The sequence below is a fragment of the Allobosea sp. NPDC055332 genome, assembly GCF_053645455.1.
Window position 1 is genome coordinate 131178 of sequence record NZ_JBSHMO010000004.1, and the last position, 19793, is coordinate 150970.

Here is a 19793-nt window from a genome sequence, read left to right on the forward strand (position 1 = left end):
CTGATGCTCTCCAACTCCTCGATGCGTACTCCGCTCGGCCGCGTTCGCGGCCTCGGCTCGGCCAAGTCCGGTACCGGTCATTTCTGGCTGCAGCGCGTCACCGCCGTCGCCAATGTCATCCTGACGATCGGCTTCCTCTGCGTCGTGCTCTCGCTGATCGGCAAGCCCTATGGCACTGCCATCGCGACCCTGGCCAAGCCGCATGTCGCGATCCTGATGCTGCTCTTTACCGTCTCCGGCGCCGTGCACATGCGCCTGGGCATGCAGGTCGTCATCGAGGATTATATCCAGCACGAGGGGCTGAAGATCCTCGCGGTGATGGCTAACACCTTCTTCGCGATTGCCGTCGGTGCCGCCTGCGCCTTCGCGCTCCTGAAGATCTCGTTCGGAGGCTGATCATGGCGATCACCCGCGCCCGTCCCGTCCCGGCCTATACCGGCCAGGCCTACGCCATCACCGACCACACCTTCGACGTCGTCGTCGTCGGTGCCGGCGGCGCCGGGCTTCGCGCCACGGTCGGCTGCTCGCAGGCCGGCCTGCGTACCGCCTGCATCAGCAAGGTCTTCCCGACCCGCTCGCACACCGTCGCGGCCCAGGGCGGCGTCGCCGCCTCGCTCGGCAATATGGGCAAGGACACCTGGCAGTGGCACATGTACGACACCGTCAAAGGGTCGGACTGGCTCGGCGACCAGGATGCGATCGAGTATCTCGTGCGCAACGCGCCGGCCGCCGTCTATGAGCTCGAGCACTGGGGCGTGCCGTTCTCGCGCACCGAGAGCGGCAAGATCTATCAGCGTCCCTTCGGTGGCATGACCACCGATTTCGGCAACGGCCCACCGGCGCAGCGCACCTGCGCTGCGGCCGACCGCACCGGCCACGCCATGCTGCACACGCTCTATGGCCAGGCGCTGCGCTACAACACCGAGTTCTTTATCGAGTACTTCGCCATCGACCTGATCATGGACGAGGACGGCCATTGCCGCGGCGTGATCGCGCTCAAGCTCGATGACGGCACGCTGCACCGCTTCCGCTCGCAGCAGACCATCCTGGCGACCGGCGGCTATGGCCGCGCCTATTTCTCGGCGACCTCGGCCCATACCTGCACCGGCGACGGCGGCGGCATGGTGCTGCGCGCCGGCCTGCCGATGCAGGACATGGAGTTCGTGCAGTTCCACCCGACCGGCATCTACGGTTCGGGCTGCCTGATCACCGAGGGTGCGCGCGGCGAGGGCGGCTACCTCACCAATTCCGAGGGCGAGCGCTTCATGGAGCGCTATGCACCCTCGGCCAAGGACCTCGCCTCGCGCGACGTCGTTTCACGCTCGATGACGATGGAGATCCGGGCCGGCCGTGGCGTCGGCAAGGACAAGGATCACATCTACCTGCATCTCGACCATCTCGACCCGAAGATCCTGCACGAGCGCCTGCCCGGTATCTCGGAAAGCGCCAAGATTTTCGCCGGCGTCGACGTCACCCGCGAGCCGATCCCGGTGATCCCGACGGTGCACTACAACATGGGCGGCATCCCGACGAACTTCCACGGCGAGGTGCTGACCAAGGTTGACGGCGATCCGGACCGGGTCGTGCCCGGCCTGATGGCGATCGGCGAGGCGGCCTGCGTCTCCGTTCACGGCGCCAACCGCCTTGGCTCGAACTCGCTGATCGACCTCGTCGTCTTCGGCCGCGCCGCGGGCTTGCGCTGCGCCGAGACCGTCAAGGCCGGCGAGACGCAGCCGGAGCTGCCGGCGAATTCGGCCGATCTCTCGCTGACCCGCCTCGACAAGTACCGCAACGCCAAGGGCGGCACGCCGACCGCGGTGCTGCGCGACAAGATGCAGCGGACGATGCAGGCCGATTGCGCCGTCTATCGCACCGGCGAGACGCTCGAGGCGGGCCACAAGGCGATCCACGAGGTCTGGGCCGGGATCACCGACATCGGCACGACCGATCGCTCGCTGATCTGGAATTCGGATCTGATCGAGACGCTGGAATTCGAGAACCTGATCACCCAGGCGGTGGTCACCATGGACTCGGCGCTGCAGCGTCCGGAGAGCCGCGGCGCCCATGCCCGCGAGGATTATCCGGACCGCAACGACAAGGACTGGATGAAGCACACGCTCGCCTGGATCGACGACGAGCAGCGTACGGTCACGCTCGATGACCGTCCGGTGCACACCTACACGCTCTCGAACGACATCGAATACATCAAGCCTAAGGCGCGGGTGTACTGAGGACGATCTGATCGATGGCTGAATTCACTCTCCCGCAGAACTCCCGCCTGACCGAAGGCAAGGCCTGGCCGAAGCCGGCCGGGGCCAAGAAGGTCACCGAGTTCAAGATCTATCGTTGGAATCCCGACGACACCGCCAATCCGCGCACCGACACCTATTATGTCGATCGCGACGATTGCGGGCCGATGGTGCTCGACGCGCTGATCTGGATCAAGAACAAGGTCGACCCGACGCTGACCTTCCGGCGTTCCTGCCGCGAGGGCATCTGCGGCTCCTGCGCCATGAACATGGATGGCAAGAACGGGCTCGCCTGCACCACCGGCATCGACGAATGCGGGAGCAAGGGCAAGGTCGCGATCTACCCGCTGCCGCACATGCCGGTGGTCAAGGACCTTGTTCCCGATCTCACCCGATTCTACGCCCAGCACGCCTCGATCGAGCCCTGGCTCAAGACGACGACGCCGGCGCCCGAAAAGGAGTGGAAGCAGGCCAAGGACGACCGCGAGAAGCTCGACGGTCTCTATGAGTGCATCCTCTGCGCCTGCTGCTCGACCTCGTGCCCGAGCTATTGGTGGAATGGCGATCGTTATCTTGGGCCGGCGGCGCTGCTTCAGGCCTATCGCTGGCTGATCGACAGCCGCGACGAAGCCACCGGCGAGCGCCTCGATGATCTCGAGGATCCGTTCCGGCTCTATCGCTGCCACACCATCATGAACTGCGCCAACGCCTGCCCGAAAGGCCTGAATCCGGCCAAGGCGATCGCGGAAGTGAAGAAGATGATGGTGGCCCGCCAGGTCTGAGGCGCCCCGAATTCTACTGGCGCGGCCGCCTGACGCGACGGCCTGCGCTTCCGGTACTCACGTACTGATGTACGCTCCGCTCCGGTTCTCGGCCGCCGAGCCAGTCGACTCACGCCAGCGAATTCCGGCTCGCCTCAGCGAGGTTCGGTTTCGAGCCGTGCGGCTTTTCGCAATTCCGCCGCCGATTCCGCCGGTTTCGGCCCTTAATCGATCACGCCCGCGACAAGACGCCGCGCTCTCTTGCTGACGCAAAGTCACTGCATGAGGGCGAATCATGTCGCAAGAGCAAGCGCAACAGAACGAGGGCAAAGGTGAACCGCCCTCGTTTTCCGTGGGCATCAATCCGAAGCGGTTCGGGCGAAGTCCCGGCCTGAAATTCTTCGTCATCGGTTTCCTGGCGCTGCTGCTGCTGATCCCGCTGACCTTCGTCTCCGGGCTGCGCGGTGAGCGCTCGGCTACCGCCAATCAGGCGGCTCGCGAGATCGGCGATGCCTGGGGCCGCGAGCAGATCGTCGGCGGCCCAGCCCTGCTCGTGCCTTATCTGGTGCCACCCAGGATCGCCAATGCCGCGCCGACGCGCGAGGTCGCGGTCTTCCTGCCGGACGATCTCCAGGCGAGCTCGGAGGCACAGACCGAGATCCGGCGGCGCTCGATCTTCGACGTGCCGGTCTATCGCAGCAAGGTCGGGCTGAACGCGCGCTTCCTGCCACCCGACTTCAAGGCGATCACCTCGGAGGAGGTGCAGCCGCTCTGGAACGAGGCGGTGCTCGCGGTCGGGGTCGCTGACGTCCGCGGCCTGAAGAATCGCGCCACGGCGCAAATCCGCGACGGTGTGGCCATCGAGTTCGAGCCGACCCTCGGCGCCGGTATCCGCGATGGCAACGGCATCCATGCCGCGCTGCGCGGCGTCGACCTGACCAAGCCGCTATCGGTCGAGGTCGGGCTCGATCTCAACGGCTCGCGCAGCCTGTCGATCGTGCCGTTGGCGAAGAACAGCGCGCTCCGGATGAGCTCAAACTGGCAGCATCCGAGCTTTTCCGGCGCGCATTTGCCGGATGACCGGGTAATCGACGCCAACGGCTTCTCCGCCTCCTGGCGCGTCTCGCATCTGGCGCGCAACCTGCCGCTCGCCTTCACGCATGACAAGCGTGCCGACGTGACCTTCCTCGCAGGTGGTGTCGGCGCCCGCTTCTACCAGCCGGTCGATCTCTACCAGCTGGTCGATCGCGCCATCAAATACGGGGTGCTCTTCGTCGGCGCGGTCTTCCTCGCCGTGTTCGGGCTGGAGCTGGTGGCGCGCGATAACCTGCATGCCGTCCAGTACACGCTCGTCGGCTTCGCATTGGTGCTGTTCTATGTGCTGCTGCTGTCGCTGGCGGAGCATCTCGGCTTCCTGACGGCCTATCTCGTGGCTGCCGCAGCGACGACGGCGCTGATCGCGCTCTATATCGGGCTCGTCCTGCGCAGTTTTGCGCGCGGCGCCGTGCTGGGGCTGATTCTGACCACTGGCTACGGGCTGGTCTATGCGCTGCTGAAATCGGAGGATTTCGCCCTGCTCGCCGGGGCGATCGGCGCCTTCATCGCACTGGCGACGCTGATGCTGGGGACGGCCCGGGTCAACTGGTCCGGCCTCGGTGACAGCGTGGCGAAGAGTGTCACGAGCGATCCGGCAAGGCCGAGCGCGTCGGCGTGACGCCTAGGACAGATAGCGGCCCGGCGCGAAAGGCGCCGGGTCGGCCGGAGCCCGTTCGCCGCAGACCAGGGCGGCAAGGATCTCCCCCGTCACGGGGCCGGTCGAGAAGCCGATATGCTGGTTGCCGAAGGCGAGCCAAAGGCCAGGGTTGCGCGGCGCCTCGCCGATTATCGGCAGCGAATCCGGCAAGGTCGGGCGCGAGCCGCGCCAGGTGGTCTCTTCTGCCGGCTCGGCGAGCGGGAAGGCTTCGCGCGCCCGGGGCAGCACCTGCTCGATCTGGGCGTGATCGTCGGGCGCATCGCGATGGGCGAGTTCGACGCCGCTGGTCAGGCGCAGGCCGAGCTCCATCGGCGCCAGCATGTAGGACGCTTCGACATCATAGATCGGGCGATTGAGGAAGCGCCCCTGCGCGGGCTTGTAATGGCGGTGATAGCCGCGCTCGACATTGAGCGGCACCTTCAGCCCGAGCGGCCGCAGCAGATCGGCGCTCCATGGGCCGAGAGCGACCACTGCGAGATCGGCGTCGTGATGCGTGCACTTGCTGGTGACGCGCCAGCCTTCGCCCTGCTTCGACAGAGCGGTGACCTCGTCGTGCAGGATCGTGCCACCGCGGGTAGCGAACAGCGTGGCATAGGCCTCGACCACCGCGCCCGGCCAATCGACCGAGGCGCTGTCCTTGTGCAACAGCGCCGCCGAGAAGATCGGGTTCAGGCTGGGTTCCAGCGCCGACAGCGCCTGGCGGTCGAGCGCTTCGACGCGCACGTCGTGGTCTTCGAGAAAGGTCCGGCGCGCTTCGGCTGCCGTGCGGCCGGCCTCGCTGCGCCAGAGTTCGAGGAAGCCGGTGTCGCGCAGGCGCCAGGCGATGCCGGCTTCCGTCATCAGCCGCTTGTGCAGCGGCAGGGAGGGCGCGATCAGGCTTTCCAGCGCCGCGACGCGGTGGCTGAGCCGGTCGGGCTTGGCCTCGTTGAGGAAACCGAGGATCCAGCCGGGGTTGGCCAGGAGATGGCCGAGCCGATAGCGCACCGCCGCATGCCGGTTGCTCAGATATTTCGGCAGATTCTTCCACAGGCCGGGATTGTTGAGCGGCATGATCGAGGAGCGGCTGATCACGCCGGCATTGCCGTAGGAGGTCTCGCGGCCAGGCTCGCGCCGGTCGATCAGCGTGACCTTGAGGCCGCGCTTCTGCAGAGCGAGCGCACAGGAGACGCCGACCATGCCGGCGCCGAGGACGATGATGCTGCGGCTCACGCGCTGAGACCCTGCTCAGCCGGTGCTTTCAGCCAGTGATCGAGGAAGCCGTCGAGCCAGGTACGCACGGCCGGGTCATACTGGTACCAGCCCTCGAGATGCTGGTGGCGCAGTTGCGCGCCCGGCATCAGCGTGCGCTCATGGGCGCGCACCGACCAGCGGCACATCATCGCCAGCGTTACCTCGGGGTGGAATTGCAGGCCATAGGCCTTGCGACCGGCGCGGATGGCCTGGACCGGGAAGTCACCGCCCGTTGCCAGGCATTCGGCGCCGGTCGGGCAATCGAAGCCCTCTCGGTGCCATTGATAGACGGTTGCGGGCCAGGGGCTGCCGGACGCCGTGGCATCGGCATGCCCGGCTTCGGTCAGGCTGAGCGGGTAATAGCCGATCTCGGCCCGGCCCTGCGCATGGGTGTAGACGCTGGCGCCGAGATGGCGGGCCAGCATCTGCGCGCCGAGGCAAAGGCCGAGGAAGGGGGCCTCCTCCTTCAGGCAGACGCCGATCCAGTCGGTCTCGGCCTTGACGAAGTCGTCGGGGTCATTGGCGCTCATCGGGCCGCCGAAGATCACTGCGCCGGCATGGTCCTGCATGGTCTGCGGCAGCGGGTCGCCGAAACGTGGCCTGCGAATGTCGAGGGCGTGGCCACGCTCGGCGATCAAGCGGCCGACGCGGCCGGGCGTCGAATGCTCCTGATGGAGCACGATCAGAACGGGTTTGCGCCGCGGCCGGGTGTCGAGGCGGGTGCGGAGCCGGCGGCGGGCCTCGAAGCGATAGGACAGGTCGTTCATCGCGGCGTTCGATTGCGCTCCCGAGACCGGATTCTCCCGCCGGACATGCCTAAAATGCTGTTTGCCGGCCTTTGCAGCAAGCAAATTATGCGCCATGCGCCGACATGGCCGAGGCCAGCGCCGTGCATGCTCCGTGCAATCTTCCCTCAATACTCGTCCGGTAATGCAACCCGCAGTGATCATTCCGGTTGACTTCCGGAGCAGCCTCAGGCATGAGAATGAACGTTCATTCTCAATCTTCCAAAGAAGCATGTCGCAGGTCGTCACCTCATTCCCGGCCGAGCGCGGTCTCTCGGAGCGCCATGTCCGCATCCTCGATGCGGCTGAGCGCGTCTTTGCGCGTGCCGGCTTCCATGCGGCGACGATGAACGACATTGCGGTGGAAGCCGGGATGAGCCCGGGCAATCTCTACCGCTACTTCTCCTCGAAGGACGCGATCATCGCCGGCATGAGCGAGCGCGACCGCATGGAGATCGCCGCCGACTTCGCCGAGCTCGACCCGAGCAAGGGCGGTTTGCTCGATCAACTCGACGAGCTCGGCCGCCGGCATATGGTGCGCAAGCCGCGCGAGAAGGCGATCATCGCGCTGCAGATCTGGGCGGAAGCCTCGCGCACCCCCGAGATGGCGAAGATCTGTGCCGGCTTCGACGAAACGGTCGAGCAGGGGCTCGGCGCAGCCGTCGAGGCCGCCAAGCAAAGCGGGGAGCTGCCGAGCAATCTCGATCAAGCGCGCTTCCTGCAAGCGTTGTTCATGATGGCGGACGGCTTCTTCTGCCGGCGCGCTGTCGATCCCAACTTCGATGCCGCTGCTGGCGCCGAAGCCTTGTTCGCCGCGATGCGGGGGCTGGCGCAGACCATGCTGCTGCCGCCTGCCGACGGCCAAAACCCGTAAGAAGACCCGACCATGTCCATCTCGACCAAGACCCTGATCCTGCTGCCGCTCGTCGCGCTCGCATGCGCGCCCGGAGCAGCCTTTGCCCAGGCGCCGGCCTCCGCCGCCACCGCCCAGCAGCCCTCCGCCGGCCCGTCGATTACGGTGACATCAGCCAGGCGTGACGAGATCGTGCAGAGCGTCGTCGTCTCCGGCTCGATGATCGCGCGCGACGAGGTCATGGTCGCGCCTGAGATCGACGGCTTCGTCATCACCGAGCTGCTTGCCGAGGAGGGCGACCGCGTTGCCGCCGGCCAGGTGCTGGCGCGGTTGTCGCGCACCACGCTCGAGGTGCAGCGCTCCCAGAACGATGCGCAGATCAAGCGGGCAGAGGCGGCAGTCGACCAGGCGAAGGCGCAGATCGTCGAGGCCGAAGCCAATCTCGTCCAGGCCAACAATGCCTTCGACCGCACCAAGGCTTTGCGTGACAACGGCAATGCGAGCCTTGAGACCTTCGACCAGCGCGCTGCCGCGGCACGGGGCGGGCAGGCGCGACTGAACTCGATGAAGCAGGCGCTTGCGATCACCACGGCCGACCTGGCGCTGGCCCAGGCACAGGGCCGCGATATCGAGGTCAAGCTGGCGCGCACCGAGATCAAGGCGCCGAAGGCCGGCATCGTCAGCCGCCGCAGCGCCAAGCTCGGCGCGATGGCGACGATGGCGGCCGCCGAGCCGCTGTTCAGGATCATCGCCGATGGCGCGATCGAGCTCGAGGCTGATGTCGCCGAGGTCGAATTGCCCAATCTCAAGGTCGGCCAGGCGGTTGCCGTCACGCCGGCCGGTTCCGACAAGCCGCTTGCCGGCCAGATCCGGCTGATCGCGCCGGAGGTCGACAAGGCCTCGCGGCTCGGGCGCCTGCGCATCGCGCTCACCGGCAATCCGCCGGTCGCCGTCGGCTCCTTCGCGCGTGGCGTGATCGAGACCGGTCGCAAGACCAGCATCGTCCTGCCGCTTTCGGCGATCACCTATGCGCGCGGCGGCGCCATGGTCCAGGCCGTCAAGGACGGGCGGGTGACGACCAAGAAGGTCTCGCTCGGCCTGATCGGTGGCGGGCGGGCCGAGATCGCGTCGGGCCTCGCCGAGGGCGAGAGCGTGGTCGCCCGCGCCGGCACCTTCGTCCGCGATGGCGACGCCATCACGCCGGTCGTGACGAACTGAACCGACGGAGCCATCCGTGAGCGTCAATTTCTCTGCCTGGTCGATCCGGAAGCCGGTTCCGGCGATCCTGCTTTTCGTCGTGCTCTGCGTGCTCGGGCTGCTCTCGTTCTCGAAGCTGCCGGTGACGCGCTTCCCGAATATCGACGTGCCCTTCGTCTCGGTGACGGTAACTCAGTCGGGAGCGGCCCCGGCCGAGCTCGAAAGCCAGGTCTCGAAGCGCGTCGAGGACGCGGTCGCCAACATCACCGGCGTCAAGCATGTGATGTCGACGCTGACCGACGGCTCCTCCGTGACGCTGGTCGAGTTCAGGCTCGAGACCAACACCGACCGCGCCGTCAACGACGTCAAGGATGCGATCGCCAAGATCCGGGCCGACCTGCCGCGTACCATCGACGAGCCGGTGATCCAGCGCATCGATGTCGAGGGCCAGTCGATCCTGACCTATGGCGCCTCGTCGCCCGGCATGACGCTGGAGCAGCTCTCCTGGCATGTCGACGACGTCGTATCGCGCGAACTGCAGGGGCTGAAGGGCGTCGGCCGCGTCGAGCGCTATGGCGGCGTCGACCGCGAGATCAGGATTTCGCTCGATCCCGATCGTTTGCTCGCGCTCGGCACCACTGCTGGCGAGGTCAATCGCCAGATCCGCGCCACCAATGTCGATCTCGCCGGCGGGCGCGGTGAGGTCGGTGGCCAGGAGCAGGCGATCCGCACGCTCGCCAGCGCCAAGACCGTCGCTGAACTGGCCGACAGCAAGATCCAGCTCACCGGTGGGCGCGAGGTCCGCCTGAAGGAGCTCGGTCGCGTCGAGGACGCCAGTTCCGAGCCGCGCGCCTTCGGCCGGCTGAACAAGCAGCCGGTCGTCTCCTTCGCCGTGTTCCGCTCGAAGGGCTCGAGCGAGCTCTCGGTCAAGGATGTCGTCGCGGCCAAGATCGACGATCTCAACAAGCGCTACCCGACGATCAAGCTCGCGCCGATCGACGATGCCGTCGCCTACACCTACGGCAACTACAAGGCGGCGATGGAAACGCTGCTGGAGGGCGCGGCGCTCGCCGTGCTCGTCGTCTTCGTCTTCCTGCGCAACTGGCGGGCGACGCTGATCACCGCAATTGCTCTACCGCTGTCAGCCATCCCCACTTTTTGGGCGATGGAGATCCTCGGCTTCTCGCTCAACCTCGTCAGCTTGCTCGGCATCACCCTGGTGACCGGCATCCTGGTCGACGACGCCATCGTCGAGATCGAGAACATCGTCCGGCACATGAAGATGGGCAAGTCGCCCTATCGCGCCGCGATGGAGGCGGCCGACGAGATCGGGCTCGCGGTCATCGCGATCACGCTGACCATCGTCGCGATCTTCGCGCCGGTCTCGTTCATGGGTGGCATCGCCGGCCAGTATTTCCGCCAGTTCGGCCTGACGGTCGCGATCGCGGTGCTGTTCTCGCTCCTGGTCGCGCGGTTGATCACACCGATGATGGCGGCCTATCTGTTCAAGCCGGTGAAGCACCACGATGCCAAGGACGGCTTCGTGATGCGCGCTTACGCCTGGTTGCTCGAGGCCTCGCTGAGGAAGCGGCGCATCCCGGTGCTGCCGCGCTTCGACGGCTCGCGGACCTGGCGCAAGCTGCCGTTCAACACGGCCTATCTCACGCTGATCGCCGGCTTCGGCTTCCTGTTCGTCTCGATCCAGGCGACGGCGCTGCTGCCGACCGGCTTCTTCCCGGAGGAGGACACCGCGCGCATCGTCGCATCGGTCGAGTTGCCGCCGGGCGCGACGCTGGAGGACACCACCGTCGCCACCGACAAGATCGTCGACAAGCTGCGCGAGATCCCGCAGGTCACGAACGTCTTCGTGCTCGGCGGGGCATCGCCGACCGGCCAGCGCGAGGTGCGCCGCGCCGCGGTCTTCATCATGCTGACGCCGAAAGCTGGGCGCGACGTCCCGCAGAAAGAGCTCAAGGTCACCATCGCCGAAAAGCTGGCCAGCGTGCCCGACGTTCGCGCCTGGTACGTCAACGAACGCGGCGAGCGCGAGATGGCCTTCTCGATCCTGTCCAAGGATGGCGATGCGCTCGACGAGACGGTGGCGAAGATCGAGGCGCGCATGCGCCAGGTCGATGGTTATCTCAACGTCGCCACCGCCGGCTCGTTGAGCCGGCCGGAGATGCGCGTCACGCCGAAGCTCGAGCAGGCCGCCAATCTCGGCGTCACGCCCGAGGCGATCTCGGAGGCGCTGCGCGTCGCCACGATCGGCGACATCGGGCCCAACCTCGCCAAGTTCAACGCCGGCGACCGGCTGGTGCCGATCCGCGTCCAGCTCGACGAGCAGGCCCGCACCGACATCCGCAATATCGCGGCACTGCGCGTCATCAGCGCCTCCGGCGTCTCGGTCCCGCTCACCGCTGTCGCCGAGATCGGCTTCGGCGAGGGCCCGTCCTCGATCGACCGCTATGATCGCGTCCGCCGCGCCGCCATCGGCGCCGACCTGAAGCGCGGCTTCGAGCTCGGCACGGCGCAGGAGAAGTTCCAGGAGATCGTCAAGGAGGTCGGCCTGCCCGAAGGCGTGCGCATCGCCGCCACCGGCGACGCCGAGATCCAGGGCGAGGTGGTCGAGGGCTTCATCACCGCGATGACCACCGGCCTGATGCTGGTGCTCGCCGTGCTGATCCTGCTGTTCGGCTCGGTCTTCCAGCCGATCACCATCCTGCTCTCGCTGCCGCTCTCCTTCGGCGGCGTGGTGATCGCGCTGCTTGCCACCCACAACCCGGTCTCGATGCCGGTCTATATCGGCCTGCTGATGCTGATGGGCATCGTCACCAAGAACGCGATCATGCTGGTCGATTTCGCGGTCGAGGAGGTCGCGCGCGGCAAGGACCGGCTGACGGCGCTGCTGGAAGCCGGCCACAAGCGGGCGCGGCCGATCGTGATGACCACGATCGCCATGGCCGCCGGCATGCTGCCCTCGGCCTATGGCGTCGGCGACGGCGGCGAGTTCCGCGCGCCGATGGCGATCGCGGTGATCGGCGGCCTGATCGTCTCGACCGTGCTCAGCCTCGTCTTCGTGCCGTCCTTCTATGTGGTGATGGACGATCTCGGCCGGCTCACCGGCTGGATCTTCGGCCGCTTCCTCGGCAAGGCCGAGGACGAGAGCACCTGGGCTCCGATGGGCGACGAGGAGACGCCCGGCGAAGCCAGCGCCAAGGCGATGGCCGGCAAGCTGCCACCGCCGCGGCTGGCCGCGGAGTGACGCGCTAGCGGCATTCAGCCGGATCGGCAGTCCATCGGAGCGGACGCGCGGCGCCACGATGAGCTACCTATTTTGCGCGGCTGCTGCCTATGGAAGGCGGCAGCCTACACTCCTGCCATGGAAGACCAGCTCCTCGCCGCGAGAGCACCGGATGACCAGGACCAGCATGGTCGTGGTGCCGTCTTTCTGCCTGCAAAACGGTCGCGTCGCGGGCATGTGACGCTCATCATCCTGGCGGCCACTCTGCCGATCCTGGTCTCGGGCGGAGCCTTCTTCGTCGACGGGCCGAACCATCTCTTCCGGGTGACGCTATGGGAGATGATGCTGGCCGACGACGCGGTCACCCAGTTCTTTCAGCCCGGCGACAGGCTCTATCCGAATCTCGCCATCGATGTGTTCACCAGCGTGCTCGGCAAGGTCGTGCCGCCGCCAACCGCGTTGACCTTGTTCATCTGGGCGGCGGTGTGCGTCTACATCCTGGCCGTCGTCTGGTGCCGGCAGGCGCGGGGGGAAGGCACGGACCTGCCTATCCTTCTCGTCATCCTTCTCGCGGTCTATTCCGAGCCGCTCTATTGGGGGCTGTTCAACTACATTCTCGGGCTCGGGGTGATGTTCGTCGCACTCCAAAGGGCGAGCGAGCAGCGCAAGAGCCCCTCGAACAGCTTCGTCGTCACGCAAGCCCTTATCCTCGGCGGGCTGTGCCTGATCAGCATATTCCCCATCATACTCTATGTGTGCTTCTGCTTCGGCATGTTCGCGGTTGCGGTCCGCGACGACTGGCGCGGACAACGCTTCGCTGACAGCGCTGATCTCATCAGATCACATTGGCTTTCGGCCGTTGTGGTGGTCATGCTTGCGCTGGTCATGGAACCGGGTCAGTCGGGGCAGACGGAATGGCACCTCACCACCAAGATCACCGGCATCTTCTCGATCGGTAAATCGAGCAACCTCTCGTTCGAATACCTTCTATCGGCGCTCGTTCTGGTCGTTGTCGGCTGGCTGGCCTGGCGGCGGGGGCTCAATGCCGGCCGCCATGAACTGGCCGGGTTGCTCGCATGCGGCCTGCTGTTCGTCATCATGCCGAAATATCTGATGAGTGTCGGGGCCGCCGACAGGCGCCTGGTCCCGGCGATCGTGACGATCGCGGCGATATTTCTACGCGGCCCGCCTCTGCACCTTGCAAGGTCGGACAAGGCTGCAGCCATGGCTCTCGTGGCCATTGTGGCGGTGAAGGCCGGGCTCCTGGTCTATCTCTGGGCTCCGCTCAAGCAGCTCGACGCGACCTATGCGGCTATTGCCAAGGAGATTCCCGCACATGCGATCGTGCTCTTCGCCCCACCTGTCGAGGAGGCGCGGCCAGGCGCGATCGAGCGTGCCAGGCGCTTTGCAAAGCTGGTTTCGGCTCTTCAACCGGTTCCTGCCGCCGACGCGCATGTCTTCGTCGAGCATCCGCATCTCCTGCTCAGGCATCTCGCTGGCCGGAATGTGCTGCCGACGCAGGTTTTTCTGAATTTCTGGGCGAAGCGGGCTTCCGAACTCCCGCAACTGCCCGACCCAGCCACGTCCCAGACATTAGCGGATGTGGCAGCCGAACTGGCATGGCTGCCGTCCGGTGTCACTGTCTTCGTGGTCTCGCATATCGAGCTCGACCGTGCTCTCGCCATTGACCTGTCGGTAAGGCAGATTGCCGAGATCGGGGGCGTGAGGCTCTACACCGCGGTCCGGATAGGCGAGCTTCTGCAGTGGCCTGACGGATAGGCCGCTGCATGGAGATGGCCGTCGGCGCCGCCTCAGTTCTCCTTCAGCGACAGGTCGAGGTTCTGCCCCTTGCCTGGCTGACTGCCACGCAGGGTCAGCGCGACCCTGCTCTGTTGGCGCGAGATCGTCAGCGTCGCCGGCGGGTTCGGACGGACGCTCTCTGCCGTCTCGTTGAAGGCAAGCGTCAGCCGCTGGCCTTGGCGCGTGCCGGATAGATTCGCCACCGTGCCGGTGCTCTCCTTGAAGGTGCCGGCATAGCGGCCGGTCTTCGAATCGTGGCGCAGCTCGATCCTGATCGTCGCGCTGAAGATCAGGGCGGTGCTGCAGCTGCCGTCGAGGCTGAGGCGGGAGCCCTCCTGGTCGCCATTGAACTGGCATTTCAAGGAGCGGCTGCTGCCGCCAGCGTTCTGGAGCGTGCCATTGCCGCTGAAGCGGCCCTCCAGCGAGTTGAGGAAGCCGGCTTCAGCGCTACCGGCTTCCTGATCGGCAAGGCCGGGTTGGGTCAGCACCAGTAGCGCCGCGGCGGCGAACGCTTTCGCCAGGTCGTGTCGCATCATGATCATCCCTCCTGCCGGCTAAACGTCTCAGGAGCGATTTTGATCAATGCTGGGCGAGATGAGGCGGTCGATAGGTCACACGGCTTCCGGCTCGGCGTCGGCCAGGCGCTTGCGCTCGACAGCCTCACAATAGGCCGCTGTCAGCTCGTCGAGCACGGATTGCGCCGGCCGCGGCGCGTCGAGATGGAGGAAGCGCAGCTCGTCCATGAACTTCCGCCAGAGGGCGGGGCCGCCCTCGGCCAGGATCTCGGCGCGGATCGACATCTCCGGCGTCACCGGCAGGAAGCGCCGGCCCCAGTCGGCCATGGCGGCGAAGACCGGCACCAGCGAGATCCCCATTTCGGTCAGGCTGTAGATGCCCTTCTGCTTGTGGCTGGCGTCGTCGCGGCGCGAGATCAGGCCGTTCTCGAGCAGCCGCTTCAGCCGATCGGCGAGGATGTTCGAGGCGATGCCCTCGTCCGATTTCGCCAGCAACTCGCGGAAATGCCGGCGATTGCCGAACATCATGTCGCGCAGGACGATCAGGCTCCAGCGGTCGCCGAGGATTTCGAGCGTCAGGTTGATCGGGCAGCCCGAGCGGCCGGTCTCTTTCATGTGCTTCTCCAAAACCGCTTGCATTCTACAATCGGTTTCGCTAGAAGCCAACTGCTTGCAAATCGCAAGCGGTTTTACGGGTGCCGAGATGGCTCCTGGATGGAGGGTGTGATGGCCAAGGTGATTGTCTGGAACCTCGTGACGCTCGATGGCTATTTCGAAGGCACGGAGAAGTGGGATCTGTCGTTTCACAACGACGCCTGGGGCGAGGAGCTCGACGCGCTTAGCAAGGAGTTCGGCAAGCGCGCCCAAGTCCTGGTTTTCGGCCGCGTCACCCATGACGGGATGAAGGCCTATTGGGCCTCGGCCAAGGCCAACGAAGATAGCGAGGTTACGCGCTATATGAACGCGCTGCCCAAGCTGGTGGCCTCGCGCAGCGTTCAGAGCTCCGACTGGAACAACACCCGCGTTACCGCGGACATCGTCGGCGAGGTCGCCGCCCTGCGGGCCAGGCCGGGCAAGGACATCCTCGTCTTCGGCAGCGCCGAGCTCTGCGATGCGCTGCTGAAGGCAAAGCAGATCGACGAGTTGATGCTGGCGGTGGTGCCGGTGCGGCTCGGCGCGGGCACACCGTTCTTCAAAGCAGGCGGCGAGCGCCAGAAGCTCGATCTGCTGGAGAACCGCCCGCTCAAGAACGGCACGGTGATCCTGCGTTACGCGCCGGGAAACTGATGGCGTGGCCGGTCAACCTCTGCGGAAGGGCGCTTCTACCCTTTCCGCACCGGCAGCAGTGCACTCTCTCGTGCTTATTGCTTGAAGCCGATCATAACACCGTCAGCGCCGAGCGAGAGCTGCAGGCCCCGGCGTTTCGTCGCAAGCCGCATGACCACGCCCTTGGCGTTGCGTAGCCAGAGCGTGCCGCGGCCCTCGTCGCCGATCGCCCATCCCTCGCGAATCTGGAGATAGGCTCCCGTGAAGTCCTCGAGATTGGATAGGCGATAGACCGAACCGGTCGCGGTCAGGCGCGAGGCGCCGATGCCGCCGACGCCGAGGCCGCCGACGGTGATCTCATAGTTGCGCTTGTTGAAGCGGAGCGTGCCGCCTCCGATCGCGCCCGAGCCGATGAAGGCCACCTGCACCTGCCGAATCGAGACGGTTCCGGTCGCCGGGCCGAACTGCCGTGGCTGCGCGCTTGCTGGGGTGCTGACCAAGAGGCAAGTGAAGATAAAAGCGGAAACCCGAGCGATCATGGCTGTTTCTCCCCGCCTCACGATGAAGCAGAGCCGACTGTGCGCCGGAAATATCAGGGGTCAAACGGCTTTTTATTCTGCATCGCCGATTCGATCGTGCAGCATGCGTAGATCGGCGGGGCAAATATTCTCCTGTCGCCAGGCCCGTTGTCAGGGCGGCAGGCTCCGAGCGGCTTCAGCCCTTCCGCACCATCAGCACCGCCGCCAGGATCGCGACGCCGCCGAAGGCCTGCGCAGGCGAGGGCTGCTCGGCGAAGATCGCCCAGGCGGCCAGCACCGAGACCAGTGCCGGCCAGACCATGACCAGCGAGGCGGCGTTGGCCCCGTAATGGCCGAGCGCCAGCGTAATCAGGCCCTGGCCCATCGCATGCGAGACCAGGCCAAGCGCGGCGACGGCGAGCCAGCCGGTCAGGCTCTGCGGTAGGATGGTCTCGCCGAGGCCGAGGGCGGCGACGAGGCAGAACACGGCGCAGATCGCGCTGGAGATCAGGCCGATGCGGCCGGCGGCGGCGCGGTTGCGGGCGCGGCGGACGGCGAGGATATAGGCGGCGTAGGAGAAGGCGGCACCGATGGCGAGGCCGTCGCCGAACAAGCCAGCGCCCGACAGCGGCGTCACGGCACTTCCCGTCAGCTTCGGCAGCACCAGCAGGCCGGCGCCGCCAATGGCGAGCAGCAGCGCACCGAGGATGCGCCGCGTCGGCTTCTCGCGGAACAGCAGCCAGCCACCAAGGATGACGCCGACCGGGGAGAGATTGCCGAGCAGCGAGGCATTGGCGATCGAGGTGAAGCCGAGCGAGGCGTTGTAGAGCACGACATCGACGCCGAAGGCGAGGCCGGCGAGCGCGATCGGCAGCATGGCGCCGGGCTTCACTCCGCCAGCGCTGTCACGGCGGTTCTCAAGCGCCATCCAGGCAGCGAGCACCGGCAGCGCGAAGGCCATGCGCCAGAAGCCGGCGGCGGCGGGGCCGACATCGGCGAAGCGCACGAAGATGCCGGAGAAGCCGATGCAGGTCGCGCCGAGCAGCAGCACAAGGAACATGCCGAGCGCCGGCGCGGCGGGACGATCAGGCACGGAAAGGCTCGGGGCGGACATGAGGTCGAACTTTCGGGCGTGAATTCCACAGCCCTCATCCAGAGGAGCCGCGATCTGCGACCGCTCCTCATGATGAGGGCTGTTCAATTGCCTAAAACATAGCCCGCTTCCAGCAATCGGAAAAACGGATTATCCTGATTTATCTATTTCCGCTTCCGATGGATTGGTGATGTCGACCCATCTCGATCTCGATGCGCTCGCCATGCTCGTCGCCGTCGCCGAGACCGGTGGCTTCACCGCTGCCGGCGCTAAGCTGGGGCGCACGCAATCGGCGGTTTCGGGCCGCATCCAGGACCTGGAGGCAGCGCTCGGCAAGCAGTTGCTGGAGCGCTCGCGCCGCGGCGTCACGCCGACCGAGGCAGGCGAGCGCCTGCTCGCCCAGGCCCGCCGCCTGCTCGCGATCGAACGTGAGGCGCGGGCCGAGCTCGACGGCGACAAGGCGGTGGGCCGCCTGCGCATCGGCCTGCCGGACGATTACGTCGACGCTTACCTCAGGCCGCTGATCGTACGCTTCGCCGAGGAGCATCCGCGCGTTGAGATCGAGGTGCATTGCGAGCTCTCGAAGCGGATCGAGCCGGCGGTGGCGGCGGGCGAACTCGACCTCGCGGTCATCACCCAGGACCCCGGCCGGCCGAAGGGCGAGCGCCTGCGGCGTGAGCCGCTGGTCTGGGTCGCGGCCCGCGGCCATCGGCCGGAGCTCAGCGAGGTCCTGCCGCTCGGCCTGTTCAACGAGGGGTGCCGGGCGCGCCCGCGCATCCTCAGCGCGCTGGAGGCATCGGAGCGGCCGCACCGTCTGGTGTTCTCGTCCTCGCATATGGCCGGCCTGCTCTCGGCGGTCGAGGCTGGCCTGTGCGTCACCGCGATCACCGAGAGTGCGGCGCCCGCGTCGTTGCGCCGGCTGGAGCCATCCGAGAATTTGCCTGCCCTGTTCGAGCTCTCGGTCGCGCTGGTGATCGCGCCGCAGGCTGGTGTCGCCGCGCGCCATTTCGCGCAAGCCTTGCGCGAGGCGATGGCGGCGCCGCGGCTGGCGGCCTGAGGGCCCAGAGCGACCTTGCCGCTCTAGGCTTTTCGGTTTGACGCAATTCCGGACGCAAAACCGCTGCGCACTTTTGCTGGAATGGCTTTAGACCGCGATCCGTTCCGGCTCGTCGGCGTCGTAACCGGTCTCCTTGGCGAGGATGCGCTGCATCCGCTTCTCGTCGAGCGAGTTCTCCCATTTCGAGACGACGATGGTGGCGACGCCGTTGCCGATCAGGTTGGTGAGCGCACGCGCCTCCGACATGAAGCGGTCGATGCCGAGGATCAGCGCGATCGAGGCGACCGGGATATGGCCGACGGTGGCCAGCGTGGCGGCCAGCACGATGAAGCCCGAGCCGGTGACGCCGGCAGCGCCCTTCGAGGTCAGCAGCAGGACGGCGATGATGCCGATCTCCTGCGACAGCGAGAGGTCGGTGTTGGTCGCCTGGGCCAGGAAGACGGCGGCCATGGTGAGGTAGATGCAGGTGCCGTCGAGGTTGAAGGAATAGCCGGTCGGGATGACGAGGCCGACGACGCTCTCCTTGCAGCCGAGATGGGTCATCTTGGCGATCATGCGCGGCAGCACGCTCTCGGAGGAGGAGGTGCCGAGCACGATCAGCAGCTCTTCCTTGATGAAAGCGATGAACTTCAGGATCGAGAAGCCGGTCAGCCGCGCGATCGTGCCGAGCACCAGGAAGATGAAGATCAGGCAGGTCGCATAGAACGAGGCCATGAAGGAGCCGAGCGAGAGCAGGGTCCCGACGCCGAACTTGCCGATGGTGAAAGCCATCGCACCGAAGGCGCCGATCGGGGCGGCCTTCATGATGATGCCGACGATCTTGAAGAAGATCTGGGCGATGTCGTCGATGAAGTGCAGCACCGCCTTGCCGCGCTCGCCGAGCATCTGCAGGCCGAAGGCGAAGAGCAGGGCGAAGAACAGCACCTGCAGGATCTCGCCATTGGCGAAGGCGCCGACCACCGTGTCGGGGATGATGTTCATGAGGAAGGCGAGCGTGCTCTGGTCATGCGCCTTGGCGGTGAAGGCGGAAATGCCGGCGGTGTTGATCGTCGAGGGATCGACGCTCATGCCGACGCCCGGCTTCCAGATATTGACCACGACGAGGCCGACGATCAGCGCCAGCGTGGTGACGAGCTCGAAATAGATCAGTGCTTTCAGGCCGACCCGGCCGACCTTCTTCATGTCGTCCATCGAGGCGACGCCGTGGACGACGGTGAGGAAGATGATCGGCGCGATGATCATCTTGATCGCCTTGATGAAGGCGTCGCCCAGCGGCTTCATCGCTTCGCCGGTCTGGGGATAGAAATGGCCGAGCAGCACGCCGATGGCGATCGCGGTCAGCACCTGGACATAAAGATGGGTCCACCAGGGGCCCTGATGGCCCCGCATGACCTCTGCCGACGCTGTCGCCATGGTCGCTTCCCCTTGCTGGCGCGCTTGTTGTGCAGCGCGTCAGTAAAGGGCTACGCCCATTC

The 19793-nt window shown here is 66.3% G+C and carries 17 protein-coding genes; 10 read left to right on the forward strand and 7 right to left on the reverse strand.

What is annotated here, in order from left to right; all coding sequences use genetic code 11:
- Positions 1 to 3 precede the first annotated feature (3 nt).
- The 4 genes from sdhD to creD all read left to right on the forward strand — a co-directional run bounded on the left by sdhD (position 4) and on the right by creD (position 4724).
- Complete coding sequence (gene sdhD, locus ACWIGM_RS22290) at positions 4 to 396, forward strand: succinate dehydrogenase, hydrophobic membrane anchor protein (RefSeq protein ID WP_454028157.1); 393 nt, start codon at positions 4 to 6, stop codon at positions 394 to 396.
- 2 nt (positions 397 to 398) lie between these two features.
- Positions 399 to 2231, forward strand: a complete 1833-nt coding sequence (gene sdhA / locus ACWIGM_RS22295) for a succinate dehydrogenase flavoprotein subunit (RefSeq protein WP_454028158.1) — start codon at positions 399 to 401, stop codon at positions 2229 to 2231.
- Between the two features lie 14 nt (positions 2232 to 2245).
- On the forward strand, positions 2246 to 3031 hold the full coding sequence (locus ACWIGM_RS22300) for a succinate dehydrogenase iron-sulfur subunit (protein WP_454028159.1): 786 nt from the start codon (positions 2246 to 2248) through the stop codon (positions 3029 to 3031).
- Positions 3032 to 3305: 274 nt separating this feature from the next.
- Positions 3306 to 4724, forward strand: a complete 1419-nt coding sequence (creD, locus tag ACWIGM_RS22305; protein ID WP_454028160.1) for a cell envelope integrity protein CreD — start codon at positions 3306 to 3308, stop codon at positions 4722 to 4724.
- A gap of 3 nt (positions 4725 to 4727) precedes the next feature.
- Here the strand turns inward: creD and ACWIGM_RS22310 are convergent, their stop codons facing one another.
- Together ACWIGM_RS22310 and ACWIGM_RS22315 are read right to left on the reverse strand one after the other, a co-directional pair.
- Positions 4728 to 5972, reverse strand: a complete 1245-nt coding sequence (locus tag ACWIGM_RS22310; RefSeq protein ID WP_454028161.1) for an NAD(P)/FAD-dependent oxidoreductase — start codon at positions 5970 to 5972, stop codon at positions 4728 to 4730.
- Positions 5969 to 6760, reverse strand: coding sequence for a glutamine amidotransferase (locus ACWIGM_RS22315; RefSeq protein ID WP_454028162.1), 792 nt, complete (start codon positions 6758 to 6760; stop codon positions 5969 to 5971). The genes ACWIGM_RS22310 and ACWIGM_RS22315 overlap by 4 nt, the downstream gene beginning before the upstream one ends.
- Before the next feature lie 250 nt (positions 6761 to 7010).
- Here ACWIGM_RS22315 and ACWIGM_RS22320 point away from each other — a divergent pair, with 250 nt between their 5' ends.
- The 4 genes from ACWIGM_RS22320 (at position 7011) to ACWIGM_RS22335 (ending at position 13848) form a co-directional block, all read left to right on the forward strand.
- On the forward strand, positions 7011 to 7652 hold the full coding sequence (locus ACWIGM_RS22320; RefSeq protein ID WP_454028163.1) for a TetR/AcrR family transcriptional regulator: 642 nt from the start codon (positions 7011 to 7013) through the stop codon (positions 7650 to 7652).
- Positions 7653 to 7664: 12 nt separating this feature from the next.
- Positions 7665 to 8849: an efflux RND transporter periplasmic adaptor subunit gene (locus ACWIGM_RS22325; RefSeq protein ID WP_454028164.1), complete on the forward strand. Its 1185-nt coding sequence runs from the start codon at positions 7665 to 7667 to the stop codon at positions 8847 to 8849.
- Positions 8850 to 8865: 16 nt separating this feature from the next.
- On the forward strand, positions 8866 to 12090 hold the full coding sequence (locus tag ACWIGM_RS22330) for an efflux RND transporter permease subunit (protein WP_454028165.1): 3225 nt from the start codon (positions 8866 to 8868) through the stop codon (positions 12088 to 12090).
- A gap of 117 nt (positions 12091 to 12207) precedes the next feature.
- Positions 12208 to 13848 carry a hypothetical protein gene (locus ACWIGM_RS22335; RefSeq protein ID WP_454028166.1) on the forward strand — a complete coding sequence of 547 codons (1641 nt, stop codon included), beginning with the start codon at positions 12208 to 12210 and terminating at the stop codon, positions 13846 to 13848.
- A gap of 32 nt (positions 13849 to 13880) precedes the next feature.
- Here ACWIGM_RS22335 and ACWIGM_RS22340 read toward each other — a convergent pair whose 3' ends face one another.
- On the reverse strand, positions 13881 to 14405 hold the full coding sequence (locus ACWIGM_RS22340) for a hypothetical protein (protein ID WP_454028167.1): 525 nt from the start codon (positions 14403 to 14405) through the stop codon (positions 13881 to 13883).
- Positions 14406 to 14480: 75 nt separating this feature from the next.
- Positions 14481 to 14999: a winged helix-turn-helix transcriptional regulator gene (locus tag ACWIGM_RS22345; RefSeq protein ID WP_454028168.1), complete on the reverse strand. Its 519-nt coding sequence runs from the start codon at positions 14997 to 14999 to the stop codon at positions 14481 to 14483.
- A 111-nt stretch (positions 15000 to 15110) separates the two neighbouring features.
- Here ACWIGM_RS22345 and ACWIGM_RS22350 point away from each other — a divergent pair, with 111 nt between their 5' ends.
- A complete protein-coding gene (locus tag ACWIGM_RS22350) occupies positions 15111 to 15671 on the forward strand; it encodes a dihydrofolate reductase family protein (protein WP_454028169.1) in 561 nt (186 codons plus the stop codon).
- 74 nt (positions 15672 to 15745) lie between these two features.
- Here ACWIGM_RS22350 and ACWIGM_RS22355 read toward each other — a convergent pair whose 3' ends face one another.
- Positions 15746 to 16078: a hypothetical protein gene (locus ACWIGM_RS22355; protein ID WP_454028170.1), complete on the reverse strand. Its 333-nt coding sequence runs from the start codon at positions 16076 to 16078 to the stop codon at positions 15746 to 15748.
- 286 nt (positions 16079 to 16364) lie between these two features.
- Positions 16365 to 17261, reverse strand: a complete 897-nt coding sequence (locus ACWIGM_RS22360; RefSeq protein ID WP_454028171.1) for a DMT family transporter — start codon at positions 17259 to 17261, stop codon at positions 16365 to 16367.
- 190 nt (positions 17262 to 17451) lie between these two features.
- Here ACWIGM_RS22360 and ACWIGM_RS22365 point away from each other — a divergent pair, with 190 nt between their 5' ends.
- A complete protein-coding gene (locus ACWIGM_RS22365; protein ID WP_454028172.1) occupies positions 17452 to 18318 on the forward strand; it encodes a LysR family transcriptional regulator in 867 nt (288 codons plus the stop codon).
- Positions 18319 to 18405: 87 nt separating this feature from the next.
- On the opposite strand, the gene ACWIGM_RS22370 is transcribed toward ACWIGM_RS22365, so the two are convergent.
- On the reverse strand, positions 18406 to 19731 hold the full coding sequence (locus ACWIGM_RS22370; protein ID WP_454028173.1) for a dicarboxylate/amino acid:cation symporter: 1326 nt from the start codon (positions 19729 to 19731) through the stop codon (positions 18406 to 18408).
- Positions 19732 to 19793: the final 62 nt, after the last annotated feature.

Excerpts from the sequence above, each read along its gene's own strand:
- sdhD (WP_454028157.1), top strand. The coding sequence starts at position 4 with ATGCTCTCCAACTCCTCGATGCGTACTCCGCTCGGCCGCGTTCGCGGC.
- sdhA (WP_454028158.1), top strand. The coding sequence starts at position 399 with ATGGCGATCACCCGCGCCCGTCCCGTCCCGGCCTATACCGGCCAGGCC.
- ACWIGM_RS22300 (WP_454028159.1), top strand. The coding sequence starts at position 2,246 with ATGGCTGAATTCACTCTCCCGCAGAACTCCCGCCTGACCGAAGGCAAG.
- creD (WP_454028160.1), top strand. The coding sequence starts at position 3,306 with ATGTCGCAAGAGCAAGCGCAACAGAACGAGGGCAAAGGTGAACCGCCC.
- ACWIGM_RS22315 (WP_454028162.1), bottom strand. The coding sequence starts at position 6,760 with ATGAACGACCTGTCCTATCGCTTCGAGGCCCGCCGCCGGCTCCGCACC.
- ACWIGM_RS22320 (WP_454028163.1), top strand. The coding sequence starts at position 7,011 with ATGTCGCAGGTCGTCACCTCATTCCCGGCCGAGCGCGGTCTCTCGGAG.
- ACWIGM_RS22325 (WP_454028164.1), top strand. The coding sequence starts at position 7,665 with ATGTCCATCTCGACCAAGACCCTGATCCTGCTGCCGCTCGTCGCGCTC.
- ACWIGM_RS22335 (WP_454028166.1), top strand. The coding sequence starts at position 12,208 with ATGGAAGACCAGCTCCTCGCCGCGAGAGCACCGGATGACCAGGACCAG.
- ACWIGM_RS22340 (WP_454028167.1), bottom strand. The coding sequence starts at position 14,405 with ATGATGCGACACGACCTGGCGAAAGCGTTCGCCGCCGCGGCGCTACTG.
- ACWIGM_RS22345 (WP_454028168.1), bottom strand. The coding sequence starts at position 14,999 with ATGAAAGAGACCGGCCGCTCGGGCTGCCCGATCAACCTGACGCTCGAA.
- ACWIGM_RS22350 (WP_454028169.1), top strand. The coding sequence starts at position 15,111 with ATGGCCAAGGTGATTGTCTGGAACCTCGTGACGCTCGATGGCTATTTC.
- ACWIGM_RS22365 (WP_454028172.1), top strand. The coding sequence starts at position 17,452 with ATGTCGACCCATCTCGATCTCGATGCGCTCGCCATGCTCGTCGCCGTC.
- ACWIGM_RS22370 (WP_454028173.1), bottom strand. The coding sequence starts at position 19,731 with ATGGCGACAGCGTCGGCAGAGGTCATGCGGGGCCATCAGGGCCCCTGG.